Raw genomic sequence first — 24,809 nt, forward strand, 5'->3', positions numbered from 1 at the left:
CTTTACTGATTCTGGTTATTTTTTGCTTTCTCAAATACATCGTCAATAGTTCCGGCAAACAGGAAGCAGCTCTCTGGAATACTGTCGCACTCGCCATCCAGGATCATCTTAAATCCACGGAGAGTCTCTTTCAGCGGAACGTACTGTCCCGGCATACCTGTAAACTGCTCTGCTACAGAGAAGCTCTGTGACAGGAATCGCTGCACCTTACGCGCGCGGCTTACTGTCAGCTTATCCTCTTCTGAAAGCTCATCCATACCCATAATTGCAATAATATCCTGCAGTTCTTTATAACGCTGCAGAACTCTCTGTACTGCACGTGCAATCTCATAATGCTCCTGTCCAACTACCTCCGGGGAAAGGATACGGCTGGTGGAATCAAGCGGATCCACTGCCGGATAAATACCCTGGCTGGCGATCTCACGGGAAAGTACGGTGGTCGCATCCAGATGGGTAAATGTAGTAGCCGGAGCCGGGTCTGTAAGGTCATCGGCAGGTACATAAACAGCCTGTACAGATGTGATGGAACCCTTTCTGGTAGAAGTGATACGCTCCTGAAGGGCACCCATCTCAGTAGCCAGAGTTGGCTGATAACCTACAGCGGAAGGCATACGTCCAAGAAGTGCGGAAACCTCTGAGCCAGCCTGTGTAAAACGGAAAATATTATCAATGAAAAGAAGCACGTCCTGATTCTTCACATCACGGAAATACTCTGCCATAGTCAGTCCGGAAAGACCAACTCGCATACGTGCTCCCGGCGGCTCGTTCATCTGACCATAAACCAGTGCAGTCTTGTCGATAACGCCGCTTTCCTTCATTTCATTGTAAAGGTCATTACCCTCACGGGTACGCTCTCCAACACCTGTAAATACGGAAAGTCCGCCGTGTGCTGTGGCAACATTGTGGATCAGCTCCATGATAAGAACTGTTTTGCCAACACCAGCACCTCCGAACAGACCGATCTTACCACCCTTTGCATACGGGCAGATCAGGTCAACGACCTTGATACCGGTCTCCAGGATCTCGGTTGCCGGCATCTGCTCCTCATAGGATGGTGCCGGACGGTGGATTGCCCAGTGCTCTTTCGTCTCTGGTGCCGGAAGATTGTCTACCGGATCACCAAGAAGATTAAATACTCGTCCAAGGCACTCTTCTCCAACCGGAACCTTGATGGGTTCACCAGTATCTACAGCCTTGGTTCCTCTTACCAGACCATCGGTGGAATTCATGGCGATACAGCGTACCGTATTATCCCCGATCTGCTGAGCAACCTCTGCTGTGAGCTTTGTGCCTTCATGATCAATTTCGATGGCATTGAGAAGTGCCGGCAGCTCGTCATGCCCGAACCGGATATCCAGTACCGGACCGATTACCTGCACCACCTCGCCAATGTGTTTTTCGCTCATTTAGCAATCTCCTTATAGATTGAAGGGTAAAATCCTTCATAATCATCATTATTTCTGTGACTGACCATCCGAAAAATCCATATAGTGATATTTCGTTATATTTTTCACTATATCTTATTTTTTGTCCAGCCAGCACGCGGATGAATATTCTATAAATGCAAAATATCAACTACTATTGTAAATACTGTCTTTTTCGTGGCAGCAATATATTTTGCACCTATCTTATACTCCCTCCGCACCTCCAACAATCTCTGTGATCTCCTGCGTGATGCTTGCCTGACGTGCCCGGTTGTAATGCAGATTCAGCTTCTCGATCATTTCCTCGGCATTGTTGGTCGCAGCCTCCATGGCGGTACGTCTTGCAGCCAGCTCACTGGCTACGCTCTCACAAACCGCACCATAGATCAAACCAGCCAGATACTCTGGAACGATGGCATCAAATACTTCCGACGCATCCGGCTCATACAGAATCAGATTCCGGATGCTCTTTGTATCCTGTTCATCTGTCAGGTCCTTCAGAGGCAGCACCGGTATCGCTGATGGCTGCTGGGAAAGCATGGAAACAAATTTTGTGTAACAAAGATCAATGTGTCCAAATTCTCCCTTCTTAAATTCCCCGCAGAGCAGATTCGCCATCTCAAAGCAGTCTGCAACAGAAACATCGGCAATTTCGCCAAAGCTTTCTGTAACACAGGCAAATCCATTTCGCTTCGAATACTCCACAGCCTTTTTCCCAATGGGAAGAACCAGGAAATCCTGATTCACAGAGGCTGCTTCCAGACATTTAAACAAGTTGGTGTTATATCCGCCAGCCAGACCACGGTCTCCGGCGATCAGTACATAGCAGCACTTCTCATTCCCGGATTCTCTGGCATATACAGAAGAAAAATCTGTATTCCCCTGTGCAATATCCACCAGAGTCTGATGCATAGTCTCAAAATAGGGCCGGCAGACTTCCGCCCTTTCTTTTGCTTTACGCAGTTTGGAGGATGCTACAAGCTCCATTGCCTTGGTAATCTGCATAGTGCTCTGCACACTTTTGATCCGCAGCTTTACCGCTTTCATGTTTGCAGCCATAAAAAGTCCTCCTTGTCACAATTTATTTCTCAGGTCTTGTATTTACAAAATTCTCAGTATACTGTTCCAATGCGCCCTTCAGCTTCTCTTCTGTCTCCGCAGATAATGCACCTGTGGAACGGATTTCCTGCATTGCAGCAGCACCCTGTGCATCACTGTCAATCCAGGTATAAAGACCAGCTTCATAGGTTCTTACATCCTCTGTAGCAACCCGGGAAAGGATTCCCTTGGTTACTGCATAAAGGATAGCTACCTGCTTCTCAACTGGAACCGGCGCATTCTGGTTCTGCTTCAGAACCTCCACAATACGGGCTCCCTGCTCCAGTCTGGCCTTGGTATCTGCATCCAGATCAGATCCAAACTGAGCAAAGCTCTGCAGCTCTCGATACTGGGAATAAATCAGCTTCAAAGTACCGGCAACCTTCTTCATTGCCTTGATCTGTGCATTTCCACCAACTCGTGATACGGAAATACCAGGGTTTACAGCCGGCATAACACCGGAATGGAACAGCTCTGTCTCCAGGAAAATCTGTCCGTCTGTGATGGAAATAACGTTAGTGGGAATATATGCGGAAACGTCTCCTGCCTGTGTCTCGATGATCGGAAGTGCAGTCAGGGAACCGCCGCCGTGTGCCTCATCCAGTCTTGCGGCACGCTCCAGAAGTCTGGAATGGAGATAGAAAACATCTCCAGGATATGCCTCACGTCCCGGTGGACGACGGATCAGCAGGGAAAGTGCACGATAAGCAACCGCATGCTTACTTAAATCATCGTAAATGATAAGTACATCTTTTCCCTTATACATAAAATATTCACCCATTGCACATCCGGAATACGGTGCAATGTACTGCAGCGGGCTGGCTTCTGAAGCAGTAGCCGCTACAACGATGGTATAATCCATAGCGCCATTTCTTGTAAGAGTCTCAACCAGGGAAGATACGGTGGAACGCTTCTGACCAATTGCAACATAGATACAGATCACGTCCTTCCCCTTCTGATTGATAATAGTATCTGCTGCCAGAGTGGTCTTACCAGTCTGACGGTCACCGATAATCAGCTCACGCTGACCTCTTCCAATGGGAACCATGGAGTCAATTGCCTTAATACCGGTCTGCAGAGGCTGGTTAACGCCCTGTCTCTCGCAGATACCTGGTGCCGGGCTCTCAATCGCCCTGTATTCACTTGTCACTACAGGTCCTGCACCGTCAATAGGCTGTCCAAGGGCATTTACAACTCGCCCGATCATAGCCTCACCAACCGGAACGGATACCACCTTTCCGGTGCGCTTTACGGTCTGACCTTCGCCAATACCGGAATCATCCCCAAATAAAACGATAGAAACACTGTTTTCTTCCAGGTTCTGCGCCATTCCGAAGCTTCCGTCCTCAAACTCAAGAAGCTCTCCTGCCATACAGTTGATAAGACCGCTGGCTCTTGCAATACCATCACCAACCATAAGAACCGTACCGGTCTCATTCTGTTTGATAGCGTTATCGTAGTATTTGATCTGACTGCGGATGACTTTTGAAATTTCTTCAGGTTTAAGCTGCATTTTCTCTATCCATCCTTATACTATAAGCTCGTTTAATTTCCTGGAAAGATCATCCAGACGGCTCTTTACTGTACCGTCCAGCTGTCTGCCCTCCAGTTCCACTTTAAGACCTGCAAGCACTGTAGGATCTGTCTTCTGGGTCAGGGTAACGGTCTTACCGCTTATCTTCTCCAGCTTGTCCTTAAGCGCTGCCATCTGCTCATCTGTCAGTGCAACCGCGCTGGTCACCACTGCAGTGGCAATGTTATGGTCCACATTGTACCGCCGTGTAAATTCCTCACAGCATCCGGAATACTCTCCCAGGATTCCGCGCTCACACAGCAGTTTCAGAAAATTCACCAGATACCGTTCTGCTTCTGTTCCAAATGCAGTATCAAGAAGTTTTGTCCTCTCTTCCTTCGGGATTGAAGGCTCTGACAACAATTTCACATAATCGGGATTCTCCCGGAAAAGCTGCCGGATTGTCTGCATCTGCTCCAGCACAGTGTCGGTAAGCTGTTCTTCAGCAGCAAGATCATACATGCTGCTGCCATATAATCTGGCAATCTGCGTCATGATGCCTCACCTACATTCGAAATAAACTCGTCGATCAGTTTCGCGTGATCCTCTTCTTTGATCTCACGCTCGATCACCTTGCCGGCAATCTCCATTGCCATGCCGCCGATCTCATTCTTCACCTCATTGACAGCTTTTCGTTTCTCCTGTGCAATGTCGCTCTCAGCCTTCTCTTTCATAGCACGGGCTTCCTGGGCTGCACTTTTCAGGATCTCCTCACTCTGGAGGGAAGCTGTCCTCTGTGCCTCTGTGACAATATCGCTGGCCTTTGCTTTGGCCTGCTGCATATTCTGTTCATACTCTGTCTTCATGGCAAGAGCTTCTTCCTTCGCCTTTGTAGCATCCTGGATTTCGGCATCTGCCATTGCTCTTCTCTTCTGAAGCATTTCATTGACAGGCTTAAACAAAAATCTTTTTATCAGATACATTTGAAGAAAAAGATTGCAGATCTGTGCGATAAACGTCCACGGCACAATTCCTACAAGTTCCTGTACCTGCATGTTCTAACCTCCTGTTGTAACTGCTACCATTTATACCGTTCCAGTATCTTACCAGTATAGAAACCAGCTGCTTTGGTGCCGTCTCTATGGAGCTTCCATAACAGCGGTCTGTGAATGGTAACGCCTGTGATACTTGTCCTTAATTATCCAAGGAACTTCATGAAGGTACCAGGTGCAACAAAGATCAGAAGCAGACCGGTTACGAAACCGTAAATACCTGTAGTCTCTGCGATCGCACAACCAAGAAGCATGGTAGAGGTTACATCACCTTTACACTCTGGCTGACGTCCGATTGCTTCCAGAGCTTTTGCAACTGCGTTACCTTCTCCAATACCAGGTCCGATACCTGCGATCAGTGCAAGACCAGCACCAATTGCACAACCAGCCAGTGCGATACCTTTTGCCAATACTGTAAAATCCATAATCAAATCCTCCTGTTATTTATGATTTCTCTTGTTAAAAATTCAATTCATCCGGAAACTGCAAAATATTTTCTGCATTTTCCGATTTTCTGCCCACTTCGTGAACATCCGCCTTCTTTACGCTACTCTTCTGCTGCATTCGCGATATACATTACAGTCAGCATACAGAAAATAAATGCCTGCATGATTCCGGAAAACCAGTCAAAATAAACTGACATAATTGCCGGAATACCAACGTCCAGGAATGGGATCTTCGACAAAACCTCTCCCACAATACCCGGAATCAGTCCAAACAGTTTGGAGCTTGCCAGCGCCAGCGCTGCATAGATCAAACCATTGATAACTACACCGGAAAGAATATTTCCAAAATGACGGCATGCCATACTGATCGGTGTGGCAATCTCAGAAAGAATATTAAATGGTGTCATAATAGGGATTGGAGTTGTAAATCCCTTCATATATCCACCGAAACCATTTGTCTTGATCTTCTGTGCCGTGATCATGGTAAATACAACAACTGCCCATGCAGCTTCTGTGGAAAGATCTGCTGTAGGGCTTCGCAGTCCTACAAGGCTGATCAGGTTGGATACCACACTGGTAGCAAAAAGCGCCGCCACAAAAGGAATCATATAGCTGAATTTCTCCCCCATATTTCCGATGACGAACTTATTTGCTGTCTCCACCAGTAGCTCAGCCACAGCCTGTCTCCTGGATATTTTCTCCACCTTCAGATCATGTGTCAGCCAGATACAAAGTCCTGTGATCAACAGCATAACCAGCCAGCTTACAACCAGAGTCTCCGTGATCTGGAATTTCCCCAGGATGGGAATCTCGAACGGAAACGTATAGAATATCCTGCCACCGGTTATTTCGATATCCATGTACTCTCACCTCCTGTCATTATAAATTTGTAACTGTTCCGTACCACATCTGTCACACACTTCGCGGAGCAGTACCTGCTGAATAGTTACATAAAATTGTATATATCATTATGCGGCCTTCCTCCCCCCAATGATTCCAACTGTCTTGATCACAATGTTTGGAAAAAGCAATGGTAAGATTCCGGCTACAAACTGAAAACAGGGAACCGCAATCGCCAGAACGCCCCAGATAAGCTGAAGCATCATTCTCTGACTATAGCTGGCCTTCATCTTCGCTGCAGCCTGTTTATCGTCCTCCATGGAAACTATCTTCTGAACGGTCAGTCCCATAAGGAAAAAGTTCAGTACTGCCACCATCCCGCCAATAAATCCGGCGAGAAGCACTGTATAATCAAACGGAATCTGCTCCGGCACTGCCAGATGTCCGATTCCAAATACAGCCCACATCAGGACTACGCATACAAATGTACCAATCGCCACCTTCTTAGTCTCTTTCCTCACTGCCGGCTGCACATCTGCAAACATTTTGCTCATACAAATCTCCCTTCTGAAACGTGTTTGAAAAAGGCTTTCTGCAAAATGTACGTCACACTTTGCGGGAATGATTTCTCAAACACACTCTAATGATGTCTGTTAAACGAAACTTTATTCTTCTTTTTCTCTTTCTTCTGATGGCCGGTTACAGACTGGTAAAGCTTATAAGCTACTGTAAAGGAACCTCCCAGTCCGAAAAAAAAGCCAGGAATAAAAATCCATTCTCCTATTCCCAGGCTGGTACTCATCCACCAGCAGATCAGCAGGCACAGAAGCAGAGGAGTGATAAAGGATAAACTAAATTGACTAAGCAAAGTCATATTCTTGATAATATCTCCCCATTTTTTCATAAAAGCCTCCTGTCTCAAGTCTCATTTTATAGACAGATTTTAACACAATTCAGTGTGGATAGCAACTTTTATTGTGCACATTATTTAAAAATCGACTTCCATTTTATTGCATATCGTCAATTTTTTCACACTTCAAAAAGTAATTACATGCTAACAAATTCTTGTTATTTTGTCGTTATACAATCGTTAAACATTGACTAAAATTCAGACACGGCAGGTAGTATTGTCTAGAATGTGTTTGAAACAGGCTCTAGAGCGTGTTTGAAAAAGGCTTTCTGCAAGATGTACTTCACAATTTGTGGGAGATTTGTCCGATTGAGGGCGGCGTAGCGGGCTACGTCGACTGAAAGAGGGCAAAATATACCGCAAAGTGGGGCGTGCAGATTGCGGGAATGATTTTTGAAACACGCTCTAGCTGCAATATCCTTTGATATGCAAAAAACCGCCTTGTATCAGCATTCCCATTCCTGGTAAATTCATGCTGTACAAAGCAGTTTCTCTTTCATAGTTTCTTATGAACCGCTCTATCTTATTTTAGAGTGTATTTGTAAAATCATTCTCGCAATCTGCACGCCCCGGTTTGCAGCATATTTTGCCCAAATTCGTAGAGCGTGTTTGTGAAATCATTCCTGAAAATTATGACGTGCCTCTTATGAAAGCTGTTTTAATTTGCATACAAATAAGAACTGTATGTAGGATCATCAATGTTTGAGGAATCAATCCATGCCGGGTCGATACGCACATTCCGCTTGATTTCCACACTCTTCTTTGGTGCTGTAGTCAAAAGTGCTGTCCAGATGGTCTGATATCCCATCGCGTAAGGCTGCTGGGAAACCACGCCGACCTCTTTACTATTCCAGATAGCCTCCTGTTGTTTCGCTGTGGCATCCACACCAACCATCACAATGGAATCCTTTGTCTCATCCTTTTTCATGTCCAGATACAGATCGGCAATATCTGCATTATCGCAGAAAACACCGTCCAGCTGCGGATATTTGTCAAGAACCTCCTGCATGGCAGCTGTCATATCATCTACCTGATCCTGATAAACAATCTCCACAACTTCAATATCCGGATAATTGGTGATATAATTGGTAAAACCGCTTACACGTTCCTGAATGCTCTGCGTCTTTTCCTGCGCAGAAAAGACTGCAACCTTACCCATTTTTCCGATGGCTGTGGCTAATCTATACGCAGCGATTTCGCCCACCCTGGTATTATCCGTACCACGAAATGCACGGACCATCTTGCTGTCTGTAACACCAGAGTCAAATGCCACAACCGGGATTCCATTCTCCTTGGCAGCTTCCAGCTGCGCCTGAAGGGAATCCATATCGCTGGCAGAAACACAAAGTACATCCGGATTCTCTGCAATTACCGCATCTATGGTATTTACCTGGCTCTCCACATCTTTCTCATCGCTGGCGCCTTCAAAGGTCATGGTCACCTGATCTTCTTTCTTGAAGCCATATGCCTCGTTTACATCGGCAATTGCCTGCTCCATTCCTTTCTTAACCAGTCCCCAGAACTCTCCGCTTGTACTCTTGCTTACAACTGCCACCCGGGATCCTGCCTGGAGTTCTACAGATGTATCAATTTCAGGAATAAGAGGATCCTTTTCTTCCTGGGCTTCTTCTGTGGATTCCGTAGTCTGCCCGTCAGAAACCAGTGGCGCGATCACTTTCTCCACTTCTTCTTTCTTACAGCCTGTGAAGGTGCATAATGCAGCCAGAACAACAGCAGGTATCACTGCTACTTTTTTCATTTTATTCACTCCTCATCTGAATGTTTAAAGTTTTTTCAAAAAAACTTTTTATAACTATTTTTCGCAGTCTTCATCTTTGTTTAATCTTGCTTTTACATTATACACAATTTCGGTTCCACGTCTATAGTTTTTATGGTTTTTTCACATTTGCGGGATAGAAATCCCCTTAAACTCAGTCCCTTCCGGCTTTGTCACGAATTTCATCACCTTTCCGGTTACCGGATGGAAAAAGGTAAGGCTTGCGGCGCACAGAGCCAGGCTGCCTGCCCCGATGGTCACATTCGTTCCGGCACCATATTTCCGGTCACCAGCCAAAGGCATTCCTGCATGAGCCATCTGAACCCGGATCTGGTGATGACGGCCTGTATCCAGATGAATTCGAAGCAGCCATTTTTTCTTTCCGGAAATTGCATCCACAGCCTCACCGAGAACCTCATAGGAAAGTCTGGCCTTCTTCGCACCAGGAGTGTGCGCATTTACCACGGAAGAAGTATTGGATTTTCCATCTTTTTTCAGATAATCCTCCAGAACTTTTTCTTTTTTCCCAGCCTCGGCCTGCTTTCCATATGTTACTGCCAGATAAATTTTTTCCATCTTTCCAGCTGTAATCTGTGCACTTAACGATTTCGCGGCCTCAGGTGTCTTCCCAAATACAAGAATACCTTCTACCGGCTGATCCAGCCTGTGGATTACTGCCAGATATGGAATCCTTCTCCCACCACCGTCTTGCATTGCCAGATAATTTTTCAGGCTGCTCTCCAGATCCATGGCACCGATTCTTGCATTCTGTACCGCAATTCCCGCTGGCTTACGGCAAACTATAATTTCTTTATCTTCGAAAAGAATGTAGTCCTCTATTTTCCCACTAAACATCGTCTGCTTCCCTCATAGTTTCCAATTTTCTCCGCTCATTATAGCGGATTAAAGCCTGATTTACAAGCTCACACTTTCTATTCCGGTATGCTTTATGCTGCATATCGGTTCCTGTTCACTTCGTATCCAATACATCATCCCGCTTTTTTGTCTCTCACAGCATGGAAAAGGACGGTCATCATTTTACTTATATTTCAAATGATGACCGTCCTAAAATTCTTCAGTATTCAATGGTCTTTTCCTCGTTTTTCAAATTGATTTACAATTTAATATTTACGTGGTCTTTATTCAGTTGTTCTATATTCAGTTTTAAGTTTTTATTTAAAATATCTTATCTTATTTCCTGCTCATAAACGATATGATGTTTATCATTCGGTTTATTTAGAAGTTTGATAGATTGAAATTATAATTCACGTTTTATAATTTCTTCTGCAGAAATATCGGATATACTTCTCAGGCTCTGAATCATTATCATAAACAATTTCAAACTTAATTCGGTTAAATCCAAAACCACTTACTGGTTCATATGCTCTCTTATATGTATTATACAAAAAAGTTTGAGCGGAAGTTCCTGATCTATTTCTGACTGGAATATCAATTATGATATTCTTCTAATGCAAAGTTTCGATTCATATTCTAAAGGTTCAATAGGAATCTCAAGATATCCTGCTTATCTGTGATAAGGGGTTATATCCTCTGGAGAAATGTTTCTTTACACAAGTTCCAGATCTTTGTATTAGTGGTGGACAGTTATTCAATATAAGTAATCGCTTCTATTTACCTTGGATACGTTTATAAGTATCAGCTGAATCAAGTGATACTTTATTTTCTATTTACACGGTTCTCGTATCAGGTCTTCTTGCAGGAAATGCGATTCCTGTCTCTCTTATATTGATTAGAAAGATTTTATGTTCCCATTGGAATCACTAAGCTCCTTTCTTTATAAAGTTGTTTTTCTTTTGATGAGCTTATATTACCATCTCTGATCTTATTTGTCAATACTTTTTCTTGTATTTTTTGTTTTATTTCTGTTTTATTTTGGCACTTCACGTTGTATTTCTGTGTTTTTTACTAATTATTGTAATTATTCAGAATATTTGTTTATATAACAAGAAAGACTCCTTTTTGCAAAAGGCTAAATGGGTGTTTAAAAAAGGCTTTCTGCAAGATATACGTCATGATTTGTGGGAGATTTTGTCCGGTTGAGGGTATCATAGCGGGCTACGACAACCGAATTCGGGAAAAATATACCGCAAAGTGGGACGTGCAGATTGCGGAAATGCTTTTTTAAACACGTTCTAGCCTATGTAGAAACACATTGAGCGATATTTGCCTTTTCGTTGCAGTGTGATCATACCATGTAGAACTTTTTATGTAACAGGGAATTCTGATAAAAAGGCAGGTCGCTCTCAAAAAGAATGACCTGCCTCATAACATTTTATTTTCTATTGTAGTTGATCAGACAGCCTTTCAGGATGATTTCCCGCTCATCATCTGTCAGCTCTCCAAGTGTTACGGTAAACGGAACCAGTCCGCTCTCTTTTACCACATAACCGGTAATGCTGTCGGCTTTCTCTTCCACTGCCTTGCGGATTTCCGGGAAGAACAGGTAATCACCGTTTACAAACGGAAGATCACCGGCCGGGATCAGGAATGGAAGCATTCCCCAGTTAATCAGGTTGGAACGGTAACGTTTGGTAGCGTATTCGTTGGCAATGTTTGCCCACCCGCCAAGTACTTTCTGACAGGAAGCAGCCTGCTCACGGGCAGAACCATCTCCGGGCTTCACTGCGAAAATAGTACTTCCAACGCCAAGATTGCCTTTGCCAGCTTCCGGATACTCTTTGTTCACCGCTTCCATAACCGGCTTCAGCTCTGGCAGTGCATCCAGCGGACATTCGCCGTTCTCAATGGCATGCTCTGCTTTCTGAACCTCTTTTGCCCGTCCAACATAAGCCGGATCCTTTCTGGAAAGAGTAAACTCAGCCAGTCCAAGAGGATTGGAACGGTAGGAGGAAGTCTCACCGGATGGGATCAGCTCGTCGGTAGTAGTTACCGGATCGTGAATTTCGGAAACAACCTTCAGAACCAGATTCTCTGCAAGTGCCGGCATCTTCGGCCAGTCTTTGATGTTCGGTCCAAACTGGATCTCAACAGACGGATCAGCCACGCCTTTGCTGTCAAATACACGGTTATCGTAAATCGTTTTATCAAAGAAATATTTCTGTCCTCTGTACTCTCCTGTGAAATTCTCAGCAGAGGTAAGGAATCCCTTGTTTGCAGCTGTAGCAGCGATAGAACGGGCATCCATAAGTGCAACAGAAGAAATCTGACCATTCTGGATCTTGGAACCTTCACGGTTCGGGAAGTTTCTGGTGGTATGGCGGATACTGAAAGCATTGTTTGCCGGAGTATCTCCAGCACCGAAGCATGGACCGCAGAATGCAGTTTTCACAACAGCACCTGTCTCAAGAAGATCTGCCAGAACTCCATTCTTAGCCAGCTCCATATAAATCGGAGTACTTGCCGGATATACGCTTAAAGTAAAGGCATCTGCACCGATGCTGGTTCCGCGGAGAATATCCGCTGCAGCACAGATATTCTCAAATCCACCGCCTGCACATCCTGCAATAATTCCCTGGTCAACATAAAGCTTTCCGTCTACAACCTTATTACGGAGAGTATAAGGAACCTTGCCGTCCAGACTTACCAGAGCTTTTTTCTCAACATCGGCAAGGATGTCATCCAGATTTGCATTCAGTTCATCAATTGTATAAGTATTGCTTGGATGGAACGGCATAGCGATCATTGGCTTGATCTCGCCAAGGTCAATCTCCACACAGCCGTCATAGTAAGCCACATCTCCCGGTTTCAGCTCTTTATAGCTCTGGGCTCTTCCATGGATCTCGTAAAACTCCTGAATCTTCTCATCTGTCTGCCAGATGGAGGAAAGGCAGGTAGTCTCAGTAGTCATAACATCGATTCCAATACGGAAATCAGCACTTAAATTAGCTACGCCAGGACCTACGAACTCCATTACTTTATTCTTCACATAACCATTTGCAAATACTTTACCAATGATAGCAAGAGCAACGTCCTGCGGTCCTACGCCCGGACGTGGGCTTCCTTTCAGATAAATAGCAACAACTCCTGGCATATTGATATCATATGTCTGGGAAAGAAGCTGCTTCACAAGCTCCGGTCCCCCCTCTCCCATAGCCATGGTACCAAGAGCGCCATAACGGGTATGGCTGTCTGAGCCAAGAATCATCTTGCCGCACTCAGCAAGCATTTCGCGGGCAAACTGATGGATAACTGCCTGATGTGGCGGAACATAGACACCGCCGTATTTTTTCGCACAGGTAAGACCAAACATATGGTCATCCTCATTAATAGTACCGCCAACTGCACAGAGGGAGTTGTGACAGTTGGTCAGAACATACGGTACCGGAAAACGCTCCAGTCCGGAAGCACGTGCAGTCTGGATAATTCCTACAAAAGTAATATCATGGGATGTCAGTTTATCAAATTTAATCTGAAGCTTGTCCATATTACCGGAAGTATTATGGGCTTTTAAAATAGAATAGGCAATGGTATTTCTTGCTGCATCTTCTCTGGAAACAGGAAGCTGGGCTTCAGCTGCCGGAATGATTTCCTTTCCATTCTGCAGATACACGCCAGTATCATATAATTTCATAATAAAGCTCCTCCTCATCTTGAGAGATTTATAAGTAACAAATATTATGCAGCTGTTCACCAGCAACATTCTGAGAGGTATTTTTTGTGAACAGCAGCAACATTATCGTTAATTATAGTAGATTTCTCCGAAAGGGTCAAGCAAAAACACTTTAGCGTGCTAAAAAGCTTTTTTTGCAAAAAATGGTCTGTAATTTTGCTCCACATTTCTGTTGCAACTTTTTCAAATCAGTGATAAGGTAGAATCTACCAACACTGAAATAATGGGAGGTGTTCTAAGATGTTTCGCCTTTGGGGACGAATCTGGAAAGATAACCATATGCTGAAGGATACCGTGATCTGTGATGACCGCCAGGAGACCAGAACGCACAAGGTTTTTCACTGTCTGGAGCAGATCTGTTATGAGCTGGATCTTGGTAATCCAATCTGGCTGGATACTACGGTGCGGGATTTTAAGAAGCACAGTAAAACACGTTTTTATCAGGATAATTTTATTGAACAGATTGACTTTGATTACCTGGAAATACAGGTAATAGAGGAAGATGGAGAAGAATGATGAAAAAGACAAAAATGTTTATGCTGGTTCTCACCAGCGCAGTACTTGCCCTTACTCCGGTAACTGCAAACGCAGCTGAAGCTGCACCTTCTCAGGTAACGGAAACTGTTATTGCCACCCCTACTCCGACACCCAAAAAGCCACAGAAAAAAGGCTGGGTGAAGACCAAATCCGGAATCAGAAGATACTATCGAAAAGGAAAACGCCTCACCGGTTTCCAGAAGATTGGCAAGAATTATTTCTATTTCAGTGCCAAGGGAACCCTATTAAAAAATACTACTGTTAATAAAGGTTACAGGGGATTTACTTACTACATCGACAATAAAAGTCATGTAATCGGCAGAAAAAAGGGTTCTACCTACTATACTGCCAGCGGAAAGAGAATGACTCAGGTTCAGATTGCCAACCTCCGCTCCAAGCAGATTGCAGCAGAGATCACCAATTCCAGCATGTCCAAATCCCAGAAGCTTCAGACATGTTTCAACTGGGTGATCAAGGGCTATTATAATATCTGGCGTGATTTTGACCAGGGCGGCAAGGACTGGCCGGCTACTTTTGCAAATGACCATTTTCTGCATCACAACGGAGACTGCGTTTCTGACGCTGGCGCATTTGCTTACCTCGCCAAGGCAATCGGATACAAGAATGTTTATGTATGTGCCGACGCTGTGCAAAGCAACAACAATGCCCACGCATGGTGTGAGATCAACGGGTATGTTTATGACCCGCTTTTCGCAGAGGCAAAGAGTTACAGCAAGTATTACGGTGCAACCTATGGTTCTTATGGACTTTACCCGGTTTTGAAATATAAGATCTCATAAATAGTTAATATTCGCTGTACTGGCTACAACAACTAAATTCAGACAAAATATATGCGGCGCACAGATTACAAAAGCTCCCGGATCCGCTACAGGATTCCGAGAGCTTTTTTTGCAAGCTGGTCAGCCATATCGTTGTATTTGTCGTTGGAGTGTCCTTTTACTTTTACAAAATGGACTTTTACTTTCTTCATGACCCCCCGGTAAAAGCTCTGATACGCAATTGTTCCGGGTTTGGTAGCTTTCCAGGCACCGGTGCACCATTTGGCAATGCCTTCATAATCATGGTAAATGGTGATTTCCGGAATATTATGATCCACAGCATACTGCATTGCCGCTTCGGAGCCTTTGATTTCTCCTGCTACATTATGCATCAGTGCCAGCTCTTTGTCTGTCATTTTTTCGCAGAATGTGTGCTCTTCTCCATCCTTCAGGATGACCATTCCGTAGGAAAATTCGCCGGTGTCAGAGCGGTAACTGCCATCTACGTAGGCAATCACCTGGTCTGACGCAGGTTTTTCTGCCCTGGAAAGTGTATCCGGGATGCCCTCTGCACTCACACCGGCAAATGCCTGTGCCTCTTCCATAGTGGAAAAGCTCTTAAATTCTGCTCCCGAAAATCCCATGACCTGTTTCTGGCACTCTGCCCAGGTCATAAATACACCTGTTTTTCTGCCTGTTCTTACTGCATAGTATTTCTTTGCCATGTAGTCTCCCTTCTGTATCAGACATTCTCAAACACTTTTTCTTTAATTATAACGAAACTGTTTCTTATCTTCAATAATAGATTAGAGCATGTCCACAACACACTCTAATCTATCCCTGGCCCGAAACTTTAATATACCCTGTTTGTCCTGTCGTCACGTTGGAACCGCTGAATGTTTTTCACCACTTCATCCACTACGCGGAATCTGGTCTCTTTCGCAGCCCATGCAATATGCGGAGTAATGATCAGTTTATTGCTGTCCTGGATCTTAAGAAGCGGATTCTCCGGATCCATTGGCTCTTTGCAAAGAACATCAAGGCCTGCACCTGCAATGGAGCCTTCGGTAAGAGCTGTATACAAATCTGGCTCATTTACAATGGCGCCTCGCGCAACATTCAGGAAAATAGCGGTTTTCTTCATCTTACGGAATTTTCCCAGTGTCATCAGGTTCTCCGTGTACCCATTCAGCGGCGCATGGACAGAAAGAATATCGGAGCGGGAAAGAAGCTCATCCAGGCTTACCTGTTCATATTCTGTATTGTATTTCTTCCCGGAAGCGGAGTAGCAGATAATATGGCAGCCGAATGCCTTAGCGATCTGCGCCACCTTGTTTCCGATTGCGCCAAGTCCAATGATTCCCCAGGTTTTCCCATCCAGCTCGAAGAAATTCTGACCGAAGTGAGAGAAGCAGGTGCCTCTTGCATATTCTCCGGATTTTACGTAATTGTCGTAATAATTCAGTTTTTCCAGAACATAGAAAAGAAGAGCAAAGGTATGCTGTGCCACTCCGTTTGTGGAGTATCCGGCAACATTGTAAGCTGCAATTCCTCTCTTTTTCAGATAGTCTCCATCCAGGTTGTTAAAGCCAGTTGCGGTCAGGCAGACCAGCTTCAGGTTCTGGGCTTTTCCAATGGTAGACTCGCAGATTGGAACCTTGTTAGCTACGATCACATCTGCGTCTTTTGTCTTTTCTTCCATTTCATCTGCGGTTGTAGTAGGATAAATAACTACCTCGCCCAGCGCCTCAAATGGGGTAAATACCATATCCTGTCCCAGGCTGTCTGCTTCCAGAATTACAATTTTCATAATGTACTCCTCTCTTTCTTCTGTGCTCACTTATATAGTCGTACGTTTCCTCATCTGTTTTATAAAATACCGTTTTCTCCAGGAAAATGCAATCCCCAAAATATAAGAGCGCAAAGCTGATAGTGCCTGCGCCCTTATTTAGCAGTCTGTAATTATCAAGCCATAAATTCCCGGATGATCTCACGCATAATCTTCTCTTCCTCAGGAGTCAGCATCTTACTGAAATGACTTCCGGAAGCAGCGGTCTGCTTAATGCTGCTGGTAATCTTGTCCACGATTTCTTCCTGTAAAACGGGGTCCGCTTTTTTCGCAGCAGGAATCTCTTCTGCCCAGCTTCTCATCTGCTCCACATAATCTGTCAGCGTGTCCATCACCAGCTCTTCTTTGTAAGAAAAATCCAGAGCCTGACGCAAAAGCAATAATGTAACTGGTACAGTGGCGCCCACATACAGATAGGTCAGAGGAAGCCCCTCTTCTATCCTTAACGTCTGGGAAAAATAGATGGCACAGCCAAGGATCACAGTGGACAAAAGTGCCGGATACCACACCAGCCGATTCATTCTGTGAAGAAGCCTGTCCCGTGTTTTCCAAAGCCTCAGCCATTTTTCCTTCAGGCTGATCCGCTGGCTGCTGCCTGTTCCTTGGGTGTTTTTCGCGCCTGTGGTTTTGCTTCCGGTACTTTTCAGCATTCTTCTGTAGGTGAGGTTTGTCGTCAGCATTCCAATTGCTCCAAGAGCCCCCAGGGCTGCCATACTGTAGAGCAATATCTGCAGATCCATAATTTTCTCCAGCATAATGTCCTCCCATACTCTTAACTTTTAGGACCATTATACCGCTGTCCTGCTCTGTATGAAACATAAATCGTTCGTCAAATTCTCGGAGAATTTCACTTATTCTGTTGTTTTTCTGCATATTTTTCTATTTTACGATCACTTATATAAAGACTTTCCACAATATATCAATTAGTTTTTGATTTATTGCGAAAATAAATATAAATGCCCCTTAAACAGATTCTACTTATTTCTACAGAGTCTGTTTAAGGGGCAATATATTATCTTCCTTACATTTCCTGTAATGCAGCTACCACTTTCTCAAACTGCATAAAGTGAGACGCCTTTACCAAAATGGTATCACCAGTCTGCACATAATCAGACAGATGGGACAAAAGGCTGTCACGATCCGGTTCTTCTATAACGATAAGCTCCGGGTTCTTTCTCGCCATCTTCGCAATGTTTGCGGAAAGAGGACCGGTGCAGATGCATACGTCAATTCCACACTGGGCTGCATGCTCGCCTACCTCTGCGTGAAGCTGAACTTCATTCTCTCCAAGCTCTCCCATGTCGCCTAAGATTGCCACTCTTCTGCCAGCACCATCTTTCAGCACATCCAGTGATGCTTTCATGGACATTGGGTTGGCATTATAACAATCGTCTACGATAAGGAAACGGTCTGTCTCGATCATGTGGAATCTGCCGCTGATGGCTTCCAGGGTCTCAATTCCGTGACGGATCTGCTCCAGTGTCAGCCCATAAATGCGGCCTACCGCTGTAGCAGCCAGCGCATTGTATACCATATGGATTCCCGGCATCGGAATATCTGCCATAAAGGATTCTCCGCCTATATGAATACGGCAGGTCATTCCCTTTAAGCCTCTGCTTGTAATCTCGTCTGCATATACATCCTTGTCAGCTTCCATGCCGAAGAATACAGGCTTGATTCCTTCGTACTCTTTTACCATGCAAAGCTTATCGTCATCACCGTTTAACACGATATGACCATCTTTTTGCAGATATTTAAAGATCTCAGTTTTTGCTTTCAGTACACCGTCTCTGTCCCCAAGATTCTCCAGGTGGCAGGTACCGATATTGGTGATCACACAGGTATTCGGTCTTGCAATTTTTGCCAGACGGGTCATTTCACCGAAATCGCTGATTCCCATTTCCAGAACTGCGATCTCATCCTCGTCACGAAGACGGAAAACGGTGAGAGGAAGACCTAACTCATTGTTAAAGTTTCCCTGTGTTTTCAGGGTACGGTATTTCTCTTTCAGCACAGAGGCAATTACCTCTTTTGTACTTGTTTTTCCCACACTTCCGGTAATTCCAACAACCGGAATCTGAAGCTGCTGCAGGTAAAATTCTGCAATGTCCTTTACAGCCTGAAGGGAAGATTCCACCTTGATATATGGGAAATCAGCATTCTCCAGGATTCTCTCAGATAAGGTAGCAAGCGCACCTGCCTCCATCACCTGGGGAATAAATTTATGGGCATCTACACGTTCGCCTACGATGGGAACAAATAAGGTTCCGGCTTCTGCTTTCCGGCTGTCTGTTGTAATAGAGGAAACCTCCTGCTCCAGCTTGTCAGACGGTCCGAAATAAACACCGCCGCAGACCTTGGTCAGGTTTTCCAGGGTAAGATTTTTCATTTTATTTAATCCTTTTTATATTTAATATAAACATTCGGTAAATAATACTTTGCAAGACATTTTAATTTAAAATAACTATTTCACAATTTATAACATACAAATCAAAGTGTTACTTTCATAAATAATCTAAACGAAATATGCAAATTAAAGTAATTTCATTTCATATATGCAATAGAACGTATCACGAACGTTCTTTTGACCTGTCTTTTACTATTATTCGTACTTCTTTAATGAAATCCGGATCAGTTCCTCGCAAAGCGTCGGATAATCCATTCCCAGTACCTTCGCCTCCTGAGGAATCAGACTGGTAGGAGTCATTCCCGGAAGGGTATTTGCTTCCAGACAGTACATATCTCCGTTCTCTTTCATCATGAAATCCAGACGGCTGTAGCCGGTAAGTCCCAGTGCTTTCGCTGCCTTCACTGCATTCTCCTGCATTTTTGCTGTAAGCTCCGGAGAAATCTCAGCCGGGCAGGTCTCTACAGTAGAGCCAGCCTGGTATTTATTCTTATAATCATAGAAGCCCTGGATTGGTGCAATTTCAATAATCGGATATGCTTTTTCATCTACAACTGCAACAGAAAATTCACGGCCTTTGATATATTCCTCCACAACAATGTCTGCGCCATACTGGCATGCATCTGTAAGAGCCTCTTCGTACTCTTTCTGGTCATTTACAATATAAACACCTACGCTGGAACCGCCGCAGCTTGTTTTTACAACTACCGGGAACTGCAGGTTATATTTGGCAATGTCTTTCTCCAGATTGTCTCTTGTCATAGTAAAACCGCCTGGTGTAGGCACATTATTCATCAGAAAGACTTCTTTTGTAATGCGCTTATCCATTGCCATGGCGCTGCTGAGATAACCGGTTCCTGTATAACGGATTCCCATCAAGTCAAATGCAGCCTGCACCTTGCCATCCTCACCATTTGCGCCGTGAAGTCCAAGGAACACAATGTCACATTTTTCGCAAAGTTCCAGAACATTTGGTCCGAAAAAGCTTCTGCGTTTTTTCTCCATCTCCTTGATCTGCGGATTGAAGCTGCTCATATACTCTGCTGCCTTTTCCACATCATATTCAGCCGGGAAAGGATTCTCCCAGTCTACATTCTCAACTCCACAGAAAATATCTACAAGTATTGCCTCATGGCCTTTCTGGCGCAGCGCACCGCAGATTCCGGTACCGGATACAATGGAAATCTCTCTCTCCGTACTGGTTCCTCCAGCCAAAACTACTATCTTCATAATCTTATATCTCCTTTTTTGTTCGTAAACGTAACTGTTCAGTTCCTTCACAGTTACACGCTTTGCCATGCACAGAAATCATGCATTCGCATGATTTCGCGCTGAATTTCCCAAAACACCTCGCGGAATATTCTCTACTGAATAGTTACTCATACACAACCACCGGCATGCCAACCTCAATATTTGCATAAATCTCGGCAGCCTTGTCATATGGAACATTTACACATCCATGGGAGCCTTCCCACAGATAAAGATTTCCTCCAAACTCAGACCGCCAGGAAGCGTCGTGGATTCCCACATTTCCTGCAAAAGGCATCCAATAGGTCACATTTGCTTCGTAGTCCTCTCCTGTAAGCACTGCCGGAGATTCCTTGGCATCCAGTGCATAACAGCCTGTAGGAGTGCCACAGCCTTCTATATCCGGATTTCCGCTTACAATAGGTGTGTCCACGATTGGAGTTCCCTTCTGGTAAAAAACAAGACGCTGGTTTGTCAGATCTATCTCCACGTAGGTGGAACCAATATCATTGGTTCCGCGACTATAGCCTGAATACAGATAAACAGGCTCACGAACCTGGGTAACACCGCTTTCGATAGCAGCGATCAGCGCTTTTACTTCTTCGTCCTGATCGATCACCCAGCCGTAATCGCCGCCTTTAATTTCCACCTGGCGATTATCGTAAGTCAGAAAAGTCCTGGTCTGTCCCATAGTATCATATTTCAGTCCAAGGTCTGCCACATACTGCCGCACCAGGTTTTCATCCAGGATCACATTGCCATCCTCATCATAACCGAACCAGTTCTTGATCAGGGTACGGTCCACAGTCTCAGTACGATCAGCAAAGTCATAAGTTATGATCACCTTGACAAGCTGATTCATTTTTTCACAATTGGCTTTCAGCAGCTCATCTGTGCTGTACACCGAAGGCTTCCGGTAGCAGCTCTCGTCCTCCAGATTTACAGAAGTTTTTCCCCGGAGCATGGCTGCGGAAATCACTTCCTCCGTCTTAGTGCGATCCAGAGCATTTCCCACTACTTCCGGAATGATTTCAAAAGTATCTCCGGTATCCTGGATCTGGGCATCCACAGGCTGGACTACATTCTCTGGCTGCATGCATTTCAGATTATCAACAGCCTGCCCCATCAGCTCCACGTTATAGCTGAGGGATTCTGAAATATCATAATTCTTATCCTGGTTAAAAGCAAGAAACCAGGTAAATCGATCCTGATCTTTGATCAACTGCTTCACAATGCCGGTAGACACATAGGAAAGCCCCACATCCTGGGCGGAAATGGCTTCCTGACCGTTTTTCATGGTCTCCACAGCAAGAACATAAGCGCTTACACGCTGGTTCAGAAGGTCCTCGGTGTCTTCCGAAGTCATGTAGGAACAATTAAATCCATTCACCATAGAGCCTGGAAGAAAATGACTGGAAAAGTAGTGCACGCCATATCCATAAGCTCCTGCTGTAAGAAGCAGCAGCAAAACCACAAGTAAAATAATAATCGTTCTTCCTGCGCCTGCTTTTTCCTTATTTTTTGCCATAAATTCCTCCCTGCTTATGATGAATTCTTATTGCCTTTACACGACCACATCTTCTGTTTAACCTTATGCAGGAAATAAACTCCATAGTCGGCATTTATTTATGCCTTCCAAATGCAGACGGGTAAAGACAATAAAAAGCAGATGATTACTGTTCACAGATAACAGTAGATTACTCTGCCTCTTTTTATATGCCAGATCAGGTACTTTTCCTGATCTGGCATGGTTACATTCTATGCGCAAATTTCCGATTTCAGAGCCTGTTTGAAAATTGTGGCTCACCTTTTACGGAAAGGTTGCCGTTCACAGCAACACGCTTTTAGCCGAGAAGTTTTTCTACACTGACAAGCTTCACACAAAGTACGAATACCTGTGCTGCTTTGCCAAGATCCTCAAGTGTAGGGAAGGATGGTGCGATACGGATGTTGGAGTCTTTCGGATCCTTGCCGTATGGATAAGTAGCACCTGCGCCAGTAAGGACAACACCAGCCTCTTTTGCTCTGGCTACAATTGCCTTTGCGCAGCCATCCAGGGAATCAAAAGAAATGAAATATCCGCCGTGGGGCTTTGTCCACTCACCGATTCCAAGTCCGGAAAGTTCTTTGTCAAGCGTATCCAGAACCAGCTCGAATTTCGGGCGGAGGATATCTGCGTGTTTTCTCATGTGGGCGTGAAGTCCGTCAAGATTCTTGAAAAATCTTACGTGACGGAGCTGGTTCAGTTTATCATGACCGATGGTCTGAACCTGCATATATTTGCGAAAATCATCCAGGTTTGCCTTGGAAGCTGCAACGGCAGCGATTCCGGAGCCTGGGAAGCTTACCTTTGAAGTGGATGTAAATTTATAAACAAGATCAGGGTTACCAGCTTTTGCACACTCACCAAGAATTTCAACCAGGAAATCCTGATTATCATCATAGAGATGATGGATGCTGTATGCATTATCCCAGTAAATACGGAAGTCCGGTGCTGCCGGTTTCAGTCTTGCAAAACGCTCTACGGTTTCTTTGGAGTAAGTGTAACCCTGTGGGTTTGAGTATTTCGGAACACACCAGATTCCCTTGATCGCTGCATCTTCACTTACCAGCTTCTCTACCATGTCCATATCCGGTCCCTGTGGAGTCATCGGAACATTGATCATCTCGATTCCGAAAAATTCGGTGATCTTGAAGTGACGGTCATAACCTGGTACCGGACAGAGGAATTTCACCTTGTCAAGTTTGCACCATGGAGTATTTCCCATTACACCCTGAGTCATGGAACGTGCGATACTGTCGAACATAACGTTCAGGCTTGAGTTTCCATATATGATAATGTGTTCCGGATCTACCTCAGACATTTCTCCAAGAAGACGCTTGGCTTCCGGAATACCGTCGATCACACCGTAGTTACGGCAATCTACTCCAGTCTCGCATTTCAGATCTGAATTGCCCTTCAGAACGTCCATCATTTCCATAGAAAGTTCCAGCTGTGCATTGCTTGGCTTTCCTCTTGACATGTCAAGGGCAAGTCCCTGTGCCTTGATCTCTTCAAATTCTTTGTCCAGCTCTTTTTTCAGTGCCAGAAGCTCTTCATGATTCATTTCGGTATATTTTTTCATAAATTCCTCCTTCGGCAATTGCCTGTTTGGTGTATCCTCCTCGTATATCTTTTCCATTTTAGTATGCTAAATTGTCGGTTGTCAAGTGTTTGGCTCTATTTTATATAAAATCCCTCTTAAACCGGTTACTGTTCACTTCGTTCACAGTAACACGCTTCGCGATGCACAGAAATCATGCTTTGCATGATTTCGCGCCGCAACTCTCGGGTTTTCTGTGAACTTTGTTCACAAAAAACACTTCGCGGAATGTTACCAGTGAACAGTAACTTAAACCGCTTCCCATCTTCCAGAAGCACCGCATGGCAATACCAGCCCATTTGACTTCACCGGAAGACCAATTTCCTGGGAATCTACATGTCCCTTATACTTCTTCATCTCTGTTGCCAGCATATAAGTAAGTACAGCCGGAGCAAGTCCGGTGGTGTAGGAATTGATCAGGAAAAACAGGGGATCATCGCTGAGAATCTTTGTGCAAAGCTTCACCAGGGGATGAATGGCATCCTCAATTTTCCAGATTTCGCCTTTTGGTCCTCTTCCATAGGACGGAGGATCCATGATAATTGCGTCATAGTGATTCCCCCGGCGGATTTCACGCTCTACAAACTTCACGCAGTCATCTACCAGCCAGCGGATTGGTGCATCAGCAAGACCACTTGCTGCCGCATTCTCTTTCGCCCAGGTAACCATTCCCTTAGAGGCATCTACGTGTGTAACGGATGCACCTGCGGCTGCCGCCGCAAGAGTTGCACCACCTGTATAAGCAAACAGATTCAGAACCTTGATCGGTCTGCCAGCCTTGCGGATCTTGTCTCCAAACCAGTCCCAGTTTGCTGCCTGCTCCGGGAAAAGACCGGTGTGCTTGAAGCTGAATGGTTTCAGATGGAACGTAAGATTCTTGTAATGAAGATCCCACTGCTGGGGCAGATCAAAGAACTCCCATTCACCGCCTCCCTTGGAGCTGCGGTGATAGTGTGCGTTCATCTTGCGCCATCCTGGCTCTGTCTTCGGTGTATCCCAGATTACCTGCGGATCCGGACGGACAAGGAGATATTTCCCCCATCTCTCCAGTTTCTCGCCGCAGGAAGTATCAATTACTTCGTATTCTTTCCAGCCATTTGCTATCCACATTTTATTTTTACCTCATTTTCTATTATTTCGCACAAAAGTCCTAAATGTCATCCATGAATCATATCTGTATAAGTAAAATCATGAA

Annotated in this window: 25 protein-coding genes and 2 pseudogenes; 4 read left to right on the plus strand and 23 right to left on the minus strand. The window is 44.8% G+C overall.

All coding sequences use genetic code 11. The annotated features are described in order from the left end of the window. Positions 1 to 2 precede the first annotated feature (2 nt). The 11 genes and pseudogenes from atpD to LIZ66_RS19000 form a co-directional block, all read right to left on the minus strand. Positions 3 to 1,406 (minus strand): F0F1 ATP synthase subunit beta, encoded by a 1,404-nt coding sequence (atpD, locus tag LIZ66_RS04275; RefSeq protein ID WP_148461013.1) that lies wholly within the window; start codon positions 1,404 to 1,406, stop codon positions 3 to 5. Positions 1,407 to 1,628: 222 nt separating this feature from the next. Beyond that, positions 1,629 to 2,483 carry an ATP synthase F1 subunit gamma gene (gene atpG / locus LIZ66_RS04280; protein ID WP_195590908.1) on the minus strand — a complete coding sequence of 285 codons (855 nt, stop codon included), beginning with the start codon at positions 2,481 to 2,483 and terminating at the stop codon, positions 1,629 to 1,631. 22 nt (positions 2,484 to 2,505) lie between these two features. Next, positions 2,506 to 4,035 carry a F0F1 ATP synthase subunit alpha gene (gene atpA, locus LIZ66_RS04285; RefSeq protein WP_118582131.1) on the minus strand — a complete coding sequence of 510 codons (1,530 nt, stop codon included), beginning with the start codon at positions 4,033 to 4,035 and terminating at the stop codon, positions 2,506 to 2,508. Positions 4,036 to 4,050: 15 nt separating this feature from the next. Further along, the gene (gene atpH, locus LIZ66_RS04290) at positions 4,051 to 4,590 is read right to left on the minus strand and encodes an ATP synthase F1 subunit delta (protein WP_118582128.1); all 540 of its coding nucleotides are present in this window, start codon (positions 4,588 to 4,590) and stop codon (positions 4,051 to 4,053) included. Continuing rightward, positions 4,587 to 5,090: a F0F1 ATP synthase subunit B gene (gene atpF / locus LIZ66_RS04295; RefSeq protein ID WP_118582125.1), complete on the minus strand. Its 504-nt coding sequence runs from the start codon at positions 5,088 to 5,090 to the stop codon at positions 4,587 to 4,589. Before atpF ends, atpH begins: the two co-directional genes overlap by 4 nt. A gap of 143 nt (positions 5,091 to 5,233) precedes the next feature. Then, entirely contained in the window at positions 5,234 to 5,512 is a 279-nt protein-coding gene (atpE, locus tag LIZ66_RS04300; RefSeq protein WP_179962564.1) for an ATP synthase F0 subunit C, read from the minus strand. 122 nt (positions 5,513 to 5,634) lie between these two features. Next, positions 5,635 to 6,393: a F0F1 ATP synthase subunit A gene (locus LIZ66_RS04305; protein ID WP_195391857.1), complete on the minus strand. Its 759-nt coding sequence runs from the start codon at positions 6,391 to 6,393 to the stop codon at positions 5,635 to 5,637. A gap of 108 nt (positions 6,394 to 6,501) precedes the next feature. Beyond that, the gene (locus LIZ66_RS04310; RefSeq protein ID WP_118582119.1) at positions 6,502 to 6,927 is read right to left on the minus strand and encodes an ATP synthase subunit I; all 426 of its coding nucleotides are present in this window, start codon (positions 6,925 to 6,927) and stop codon (positions 6,502 to 6,504) included. A gap of 9 nt (positions 6,928 to 6,936) precedes the next feature. After that, a pseudogene (locus tag LIZ66_RS19785) lies at positions 6,937 to 6,999 on the minus strand (DUF6783 domain-containing protein); the annotation flags it as partial. Between the two features lie 14 nt (positions 7,000 to 7,013). Further along, on the minus strand, positions 7,014 to 7,277 hold the full coding sequence (locus LIZ66_RS04315) for an AtpZ/AtpI family protein (protein WP_227200259.1): 264 nt from the start codon (positions 7,275 to 7,277) through the stop codon (positions 7,014 to 7,016). A 204-nt stretch (positions 7,278 to 7,481) separates the two neighbouring features. Further along, positions 7,482 to 7,660, minus strand: a pseudogene (locus LIZ66_RS19000) (DUF6783 domain-containing protein). Here LIZ66_RS19000 and LIZ66_RS19005 point away from each other — a divergent pair. Next, positions 7,655 to 7,708: a hypothetical protein gene (locus LIZ66_RS19005; RefSeq protein ID WP_308768375.1), complete on the plus strand. Its 54-nt coding sequence runs from the start codon at positions 7,655 to 7,657 to the stop codon at positions 7,706 to 7,708. The pseudogene LIZ66_RS19000 and the gene LIZ66_RS19005 sit on opposite strands and share 6 nt — an antisense overlap. Before the next feature lie 93 nt (positions 7,709 to 7,801). On the opposite strand, the gene LIZ66_RS19790 is transcribed toward LIZ66_RS19005, so the two are convergent. The 3 genes from LIZ66_RS19790 to LIZ66_RS04325 all read right to left on the minus strand — a co-directional run bounded on the left by LIZ66_RS19790 (position 7,802) and on the right by LIZ66_RS04325 (position 9,915). After that, a complete protein-coding gene (locus tag LIZ66_RS19790) occupies positions 7,802 to 7,879 on the minus strand; it encodes a hypothetical protein (protein WP_368361887.1) in 78 nt (25 codons plus the stop codon). Between the two features lie 62 nt (positions 7,880 to 7,941). Further along, a complete protein-coding gene (locus LIZ66_RS04320; RefSeq protein ID WP_148461011.1) occupies positions 7,942 to 9,042 on the minus strand; it encodes a substrate-binding domain-containing protein in 1,101 nt (366 codons plus the stop codon). A gap of 141 nt (positions 9,043 to 9,183) precedes the next feature. Beyond that, positions 9,184 to 9,915, minus strand: a complete 732-nt coding sequence (locus tag LIZ66_RS04325; RefSeq protein ID WP_148461010.1) for an RluA family pseudouridine synthase — start codon at positions 9,913 to 9,915, stop codon at positions 9,184 to 9,186. Positions 9,916 to 11,020: 1,105 nt separating this feature from the next. Between LIZ66_RS04325 and LIZ66_RS19795 the strand changes: the two genes are divergently transcribed. Beyond that, positions 11,021 to 11,206, plus strand: coding sequence for a DUF6783 domain-containing protein (locus LIZ66_RS19795; protein ID WP_408611495.1), 186 nt, complete (start codon positions 11,021 to 11,023; stop codon positions 11,204 to 11,206). Between the two features lie 147 nt (positions 11,207 to 11,353). Here the strand turns inward: LIZ66_RS19795 and LIZ66_RS04330 are convergent, their stop codons facing one another. After that, a complete protein-coding gene (locus LIZ66_RS04330) occupies positions 11,354 to 13,612 on the minus strand; it encodes a hydratase (RefSeq protein WP_173717840.1) in 2,259 nt (752 codons plus the stop codon). Between the two features lie 279 nt (positions 13,613 to 13,891). Here LIZ66_RS04330 and LIZ66_RS04335 point away from each other — a divergent pair, with 279 nt between their 5' ends. Both LIZ66_RS04335 and LIZ66_RS04340 read left to right on the plus strand, forming a co-directional pair. Further along, positions 13,892 to 14,167 (plus strand): hypothetical protein, encoded by a 276-nt coding sequence (locus LIZ66_RS04335; RefSeq protein ID WP_173717839.1) that lies wholly within the window; start codon positions 13,892 to 13,894, stop codon positions 14,165 to 14,167. Continuing rightward, a complete protein-coding gene (locus LIZ66_RS04340; protein ID WP_118582104.1) occupies positions 14,164 to 14,988 on the plus strand; it encodes a transglutaminase-like domain-containing protein in 825 nt (274 codons plus the stop codon). The genes LIZ66_RS04335 and LIZ66_RS04340 overlap by 4 nt, the downstream gene beginning before the upstream one ends. 86 nt (positions 14,989 to 15,074) lie before the next feature. Here LIZ66_RS04340 and LIZ66_RS04345 read toward each other — a convergent pair whose 3' ends face one another. The 8 genes from LIZ66_RS04345 to LIZ66_RS04380 form a co-directional block, all read right to left on the minus strand. Further along, on the minus strand, positions 15,075 to 15,692 hold the full coding sequence (locus LIZ66_RS04345; RefSeq protein WP_195380085.1) for a ribonuclease H1 domain-containing protein: 618 nt from the start codon (positions 15,690 to 15,692) through the stop codon (positions 15,075 to 15,077). A 128-nt stretch (positions 15,693 to 15,820) separates the two neighbouring features. Next, complete coding sequence (locus LIZ66_RS04350; protein ID WP_195380084.1) at positions 15,821 to 16,777, minus strand: D-2-hydroxyacid dehydrogenase; 957 nt, start codon at positions 16,775 to 16,777, stop codon at positions 15,821 to 15,823. Positions 16,778 to 16,932: 155 nt separating this feature from the next. After that, on the minus strand, positions 16,933 to 17,571 hold the full coding sequence (locus tag LIZ66_RS04355) for a hypothetical protein (protein ID WP_148461006.1): 639 nt from the start codon (positions 17,569 to 17,571) through the stop codon (positions 16,933 to 16,935). Between the two features lie 266 nt (positions 17,572 to 17,837). Beyond that, on the minus strand, positions 17,838 to 19,205 hold the full coding sequence (locus LIZ66_RS04360; protein WP_148461005.1) for a UDP-N-acetylmuramoyl-tripeptide--D-alanyl-D-alanine ligase: 1,368 nt from the start codon (positions 19,203 to 19,205) through the stop codon (positions 17,838 to 17,840). A gap of 213 nt (positions 19,206 to 19,418) precedes the next feature. After that, the gene (locus LIZ66_RS04365) at positions 19,419 to 20,453 is read right to left on the minus strand and encodes a D-alanine--D-alanine ligase family protein (protein ID WP_148461004.1); all 1,035 of its coding nucleotides are present in this window, start codon (positions 20,451 to 20,453) and stop codon (positions 19,419 to 19,421) included. Between the two features lie 145 nt (positions 20,454 to 20,598). Continuing rightward, complete coding sequence (locus LIZ66_RS04370) at positions 20,599 to 21,999, minus strand: L,D-transpeptidase family protein (RefSeq protein WP_195380083.1); 1,401 nt, start codon at positions 21,997 to 21,999, stop codon at positions 20,599 to 20,601. Positions 22,000 to 22,315: 316 nt separating this feature from the next. Beyond that, positions 22,316 to 23,596, minus strand: coding sequence for an aspartate aminotransferase type Ic (locus tag LIZ66_RS04375; protein WP_195380082.1), 1,281 nt, complete (start codon positions 23,594 to 23,596; stop codon positions 22,316 to 22,318). 267 nt (positions 23,597 to 23,863) lie between these two features. After that, positions 23,864 to 24,724 carry a class I SAM-dependent methyltransferase gene (locus LIZ66_RS04380; protein WP_173773551.1) on the minus strand — a complete coding sequence of 287 codons (861 nt, stop codon included), beginning with the start codon at positions 24,722 to 24,724 and terminating at the stop codon, positions 23,864 to 23,866. Positions 24,725 to 24,809 lie beyond the last annotated feature (85 nt).

It is taken from the genome of Blautia faecis (genome assembly GCF_020554845.1).
In the GTDB taxonomy this organism is placed as follows: Bacteria; Bacillota; Clostridia; order Lachnospirales; family Lachnospiraceae; genus Blautia_A; species Blautia_A faecis.

Excerpts from the sequence above, each read along its gene's own strand:
- LIZ66_RS04360 (WP_148461005.1), bottom strand. The coding sequence starts at position 19,205 with ATGAAAAATCTTACCCTGGAAAACCTGACCAAGGTCTGCGGCGGTGTT.
- atpG (WP_195590908.1), bottom strand. The coding sequence starts at position 2,483 with ATGGCTGCAAACATGAAAGCGGTAAAGCTGCGGATCAAAAGTGTGCAG.
- LIZ66_RS04350 (WP_195380084.1), bottom strand. The coding sequence starts at position 16,777 with ATGAAAATTGTAATTCTGGAAGCAGACAGCCTGGGACAGGATATGGTA.
- atpF (WP_118582125.1), bottom strand. The coding sequence starts at position 5,090 with ATGCAGGTACAGGAACTTGTAGGAATTGTGCCGTGGACGTTTATCGCA.
- LIZ66_RS04345 (WP_195380085.1), bottom strand. The coding sequence starts at position 15,692 with ATGGCAAAGAAATACTATGCAGTAAGAACAGGCAGAAAAACAGGTGTA.
- LIZ66_RS04355 (WP_148461006.1), bottom strand. The coding sequence starts at position 17,571 with ATGCTGGAGAAAATTATGGATCTGCAGATATTGCTCTACAGTATGGCA.
- LIZ66_RS04340 (WP_118582104.1), top strand. The coding sequence starts at position 14,164 with ATGATGAAAAAGACAAAAATGTTTATGCTGGTTCTCACCAGCGCAGTA.
- LIZ66_RS04325 (WP_148461010.1), bottom strand. The coding sequence starts at position 9,915 with ATGTTTAGTGGGAAAATAGAGGACTACATTCTTTTCGAAGATAAAGAA.
- LIZ66_RS04310 (WP_118582119.1), bottom strand. The coding sequence starts at position 6,927 with ATGAGCAAAATGTTTGCAGATGTGCAGCCGGCAGTGAGGAAAGAGACT.
- LIZ66_RS04305 (WP_195391857.1), bottom strand. The coding sequence starts at position 6,393 with ATGGATATCGAAATAACCGGTGGCAGGATATTCTATACGTTTCCGTTC.
- atpE (WP_179962564.1), bottom strand. The coding sequence starts at position 5,512 with ATGGATTTTACAGTATTGGCAAAAGGTATCGCACTGGCTGGTTGTGCA.
- LIZ66_RS04365 (WP_148461004.1), bottom strand. The coding sequence starts at position 20,453 with ATGAAGATAGTAGTTTTGGCTGGAGGAACCAGTACGGAGAGAGAGATT.
- atpH (WP_118582128.1), bottom strand. The coding sequence starts at position 4,590 with ATGACGCAGATTGCCAGATTATATGGCAGCAGCATGTATGATCTTGCT.
- LIZ66_RS04315 (WP_227200259.1), bottom strand. The coding sequence starts at position 7,277 with ATGAAAAAATGGGGAGATATTATCAAGAATATGACTTTGCTTAGTCAA.
- LIZ66_RS04320 (WP_148461011.1), bottom strand. The coding sequence starts at position 9,042 with ATGAAAAAAGTAGCAGTGATACCTGCTGTTGTTCTGGCTGCATTATGC.
- atpD (WP_148461013.1), bottom strand. The coding sequence starts at position 1,406 with ATGAGCGAAAAACACATTGGCGAGGTGGTGCAGGTAATCGGTCCGGTA.
- LIZ66_RS04380 (WP_173773551.1), bottom strand. The coding sequence starts at position 24,724 with ATGTGGATAGCAAATGGCTGGAAAGAATACGAAGTAATTGATACTTCC.
- LIZ66_RS04370 (WP_195380083.1), bottom strand. The coding sequence starts at position 21,999 with ATGGCAAAAAATAAGGAAAAAGCAGGCGCAGGAAGAACGATTATTATT.
- LIZ66_RS04375 (WP_195380082.1), bottom strand. The coding sequence starts at position 23,596 with ATGAAAAAATATACCGAAATGAATCATGAAGAGCTTCTGGCACTGAAA.
- LIZ66_RS04330 (WP_173717840.1), bottom strand. The coding sequence starts at position 13,612 with ATGAAATTATATGATACTGGCGTGTATCTGCAGAATGGAAAGGAAATC.
- atpA (WP_118582131.1), bottom strand. The coding sequence starts at position 4,035 with ATGCAGCTTAAACCTGAAGAAATTTCAAAAGTCATCCGCAGTCAGATC.
- LIZ66_RS04335 (WP_173717839.1), top strand. The coding sequence starts at position 13,892 with ATGTTTCGCCTTTGGGGACGAATCTGGAAAGATAACCATATGCTGAAG.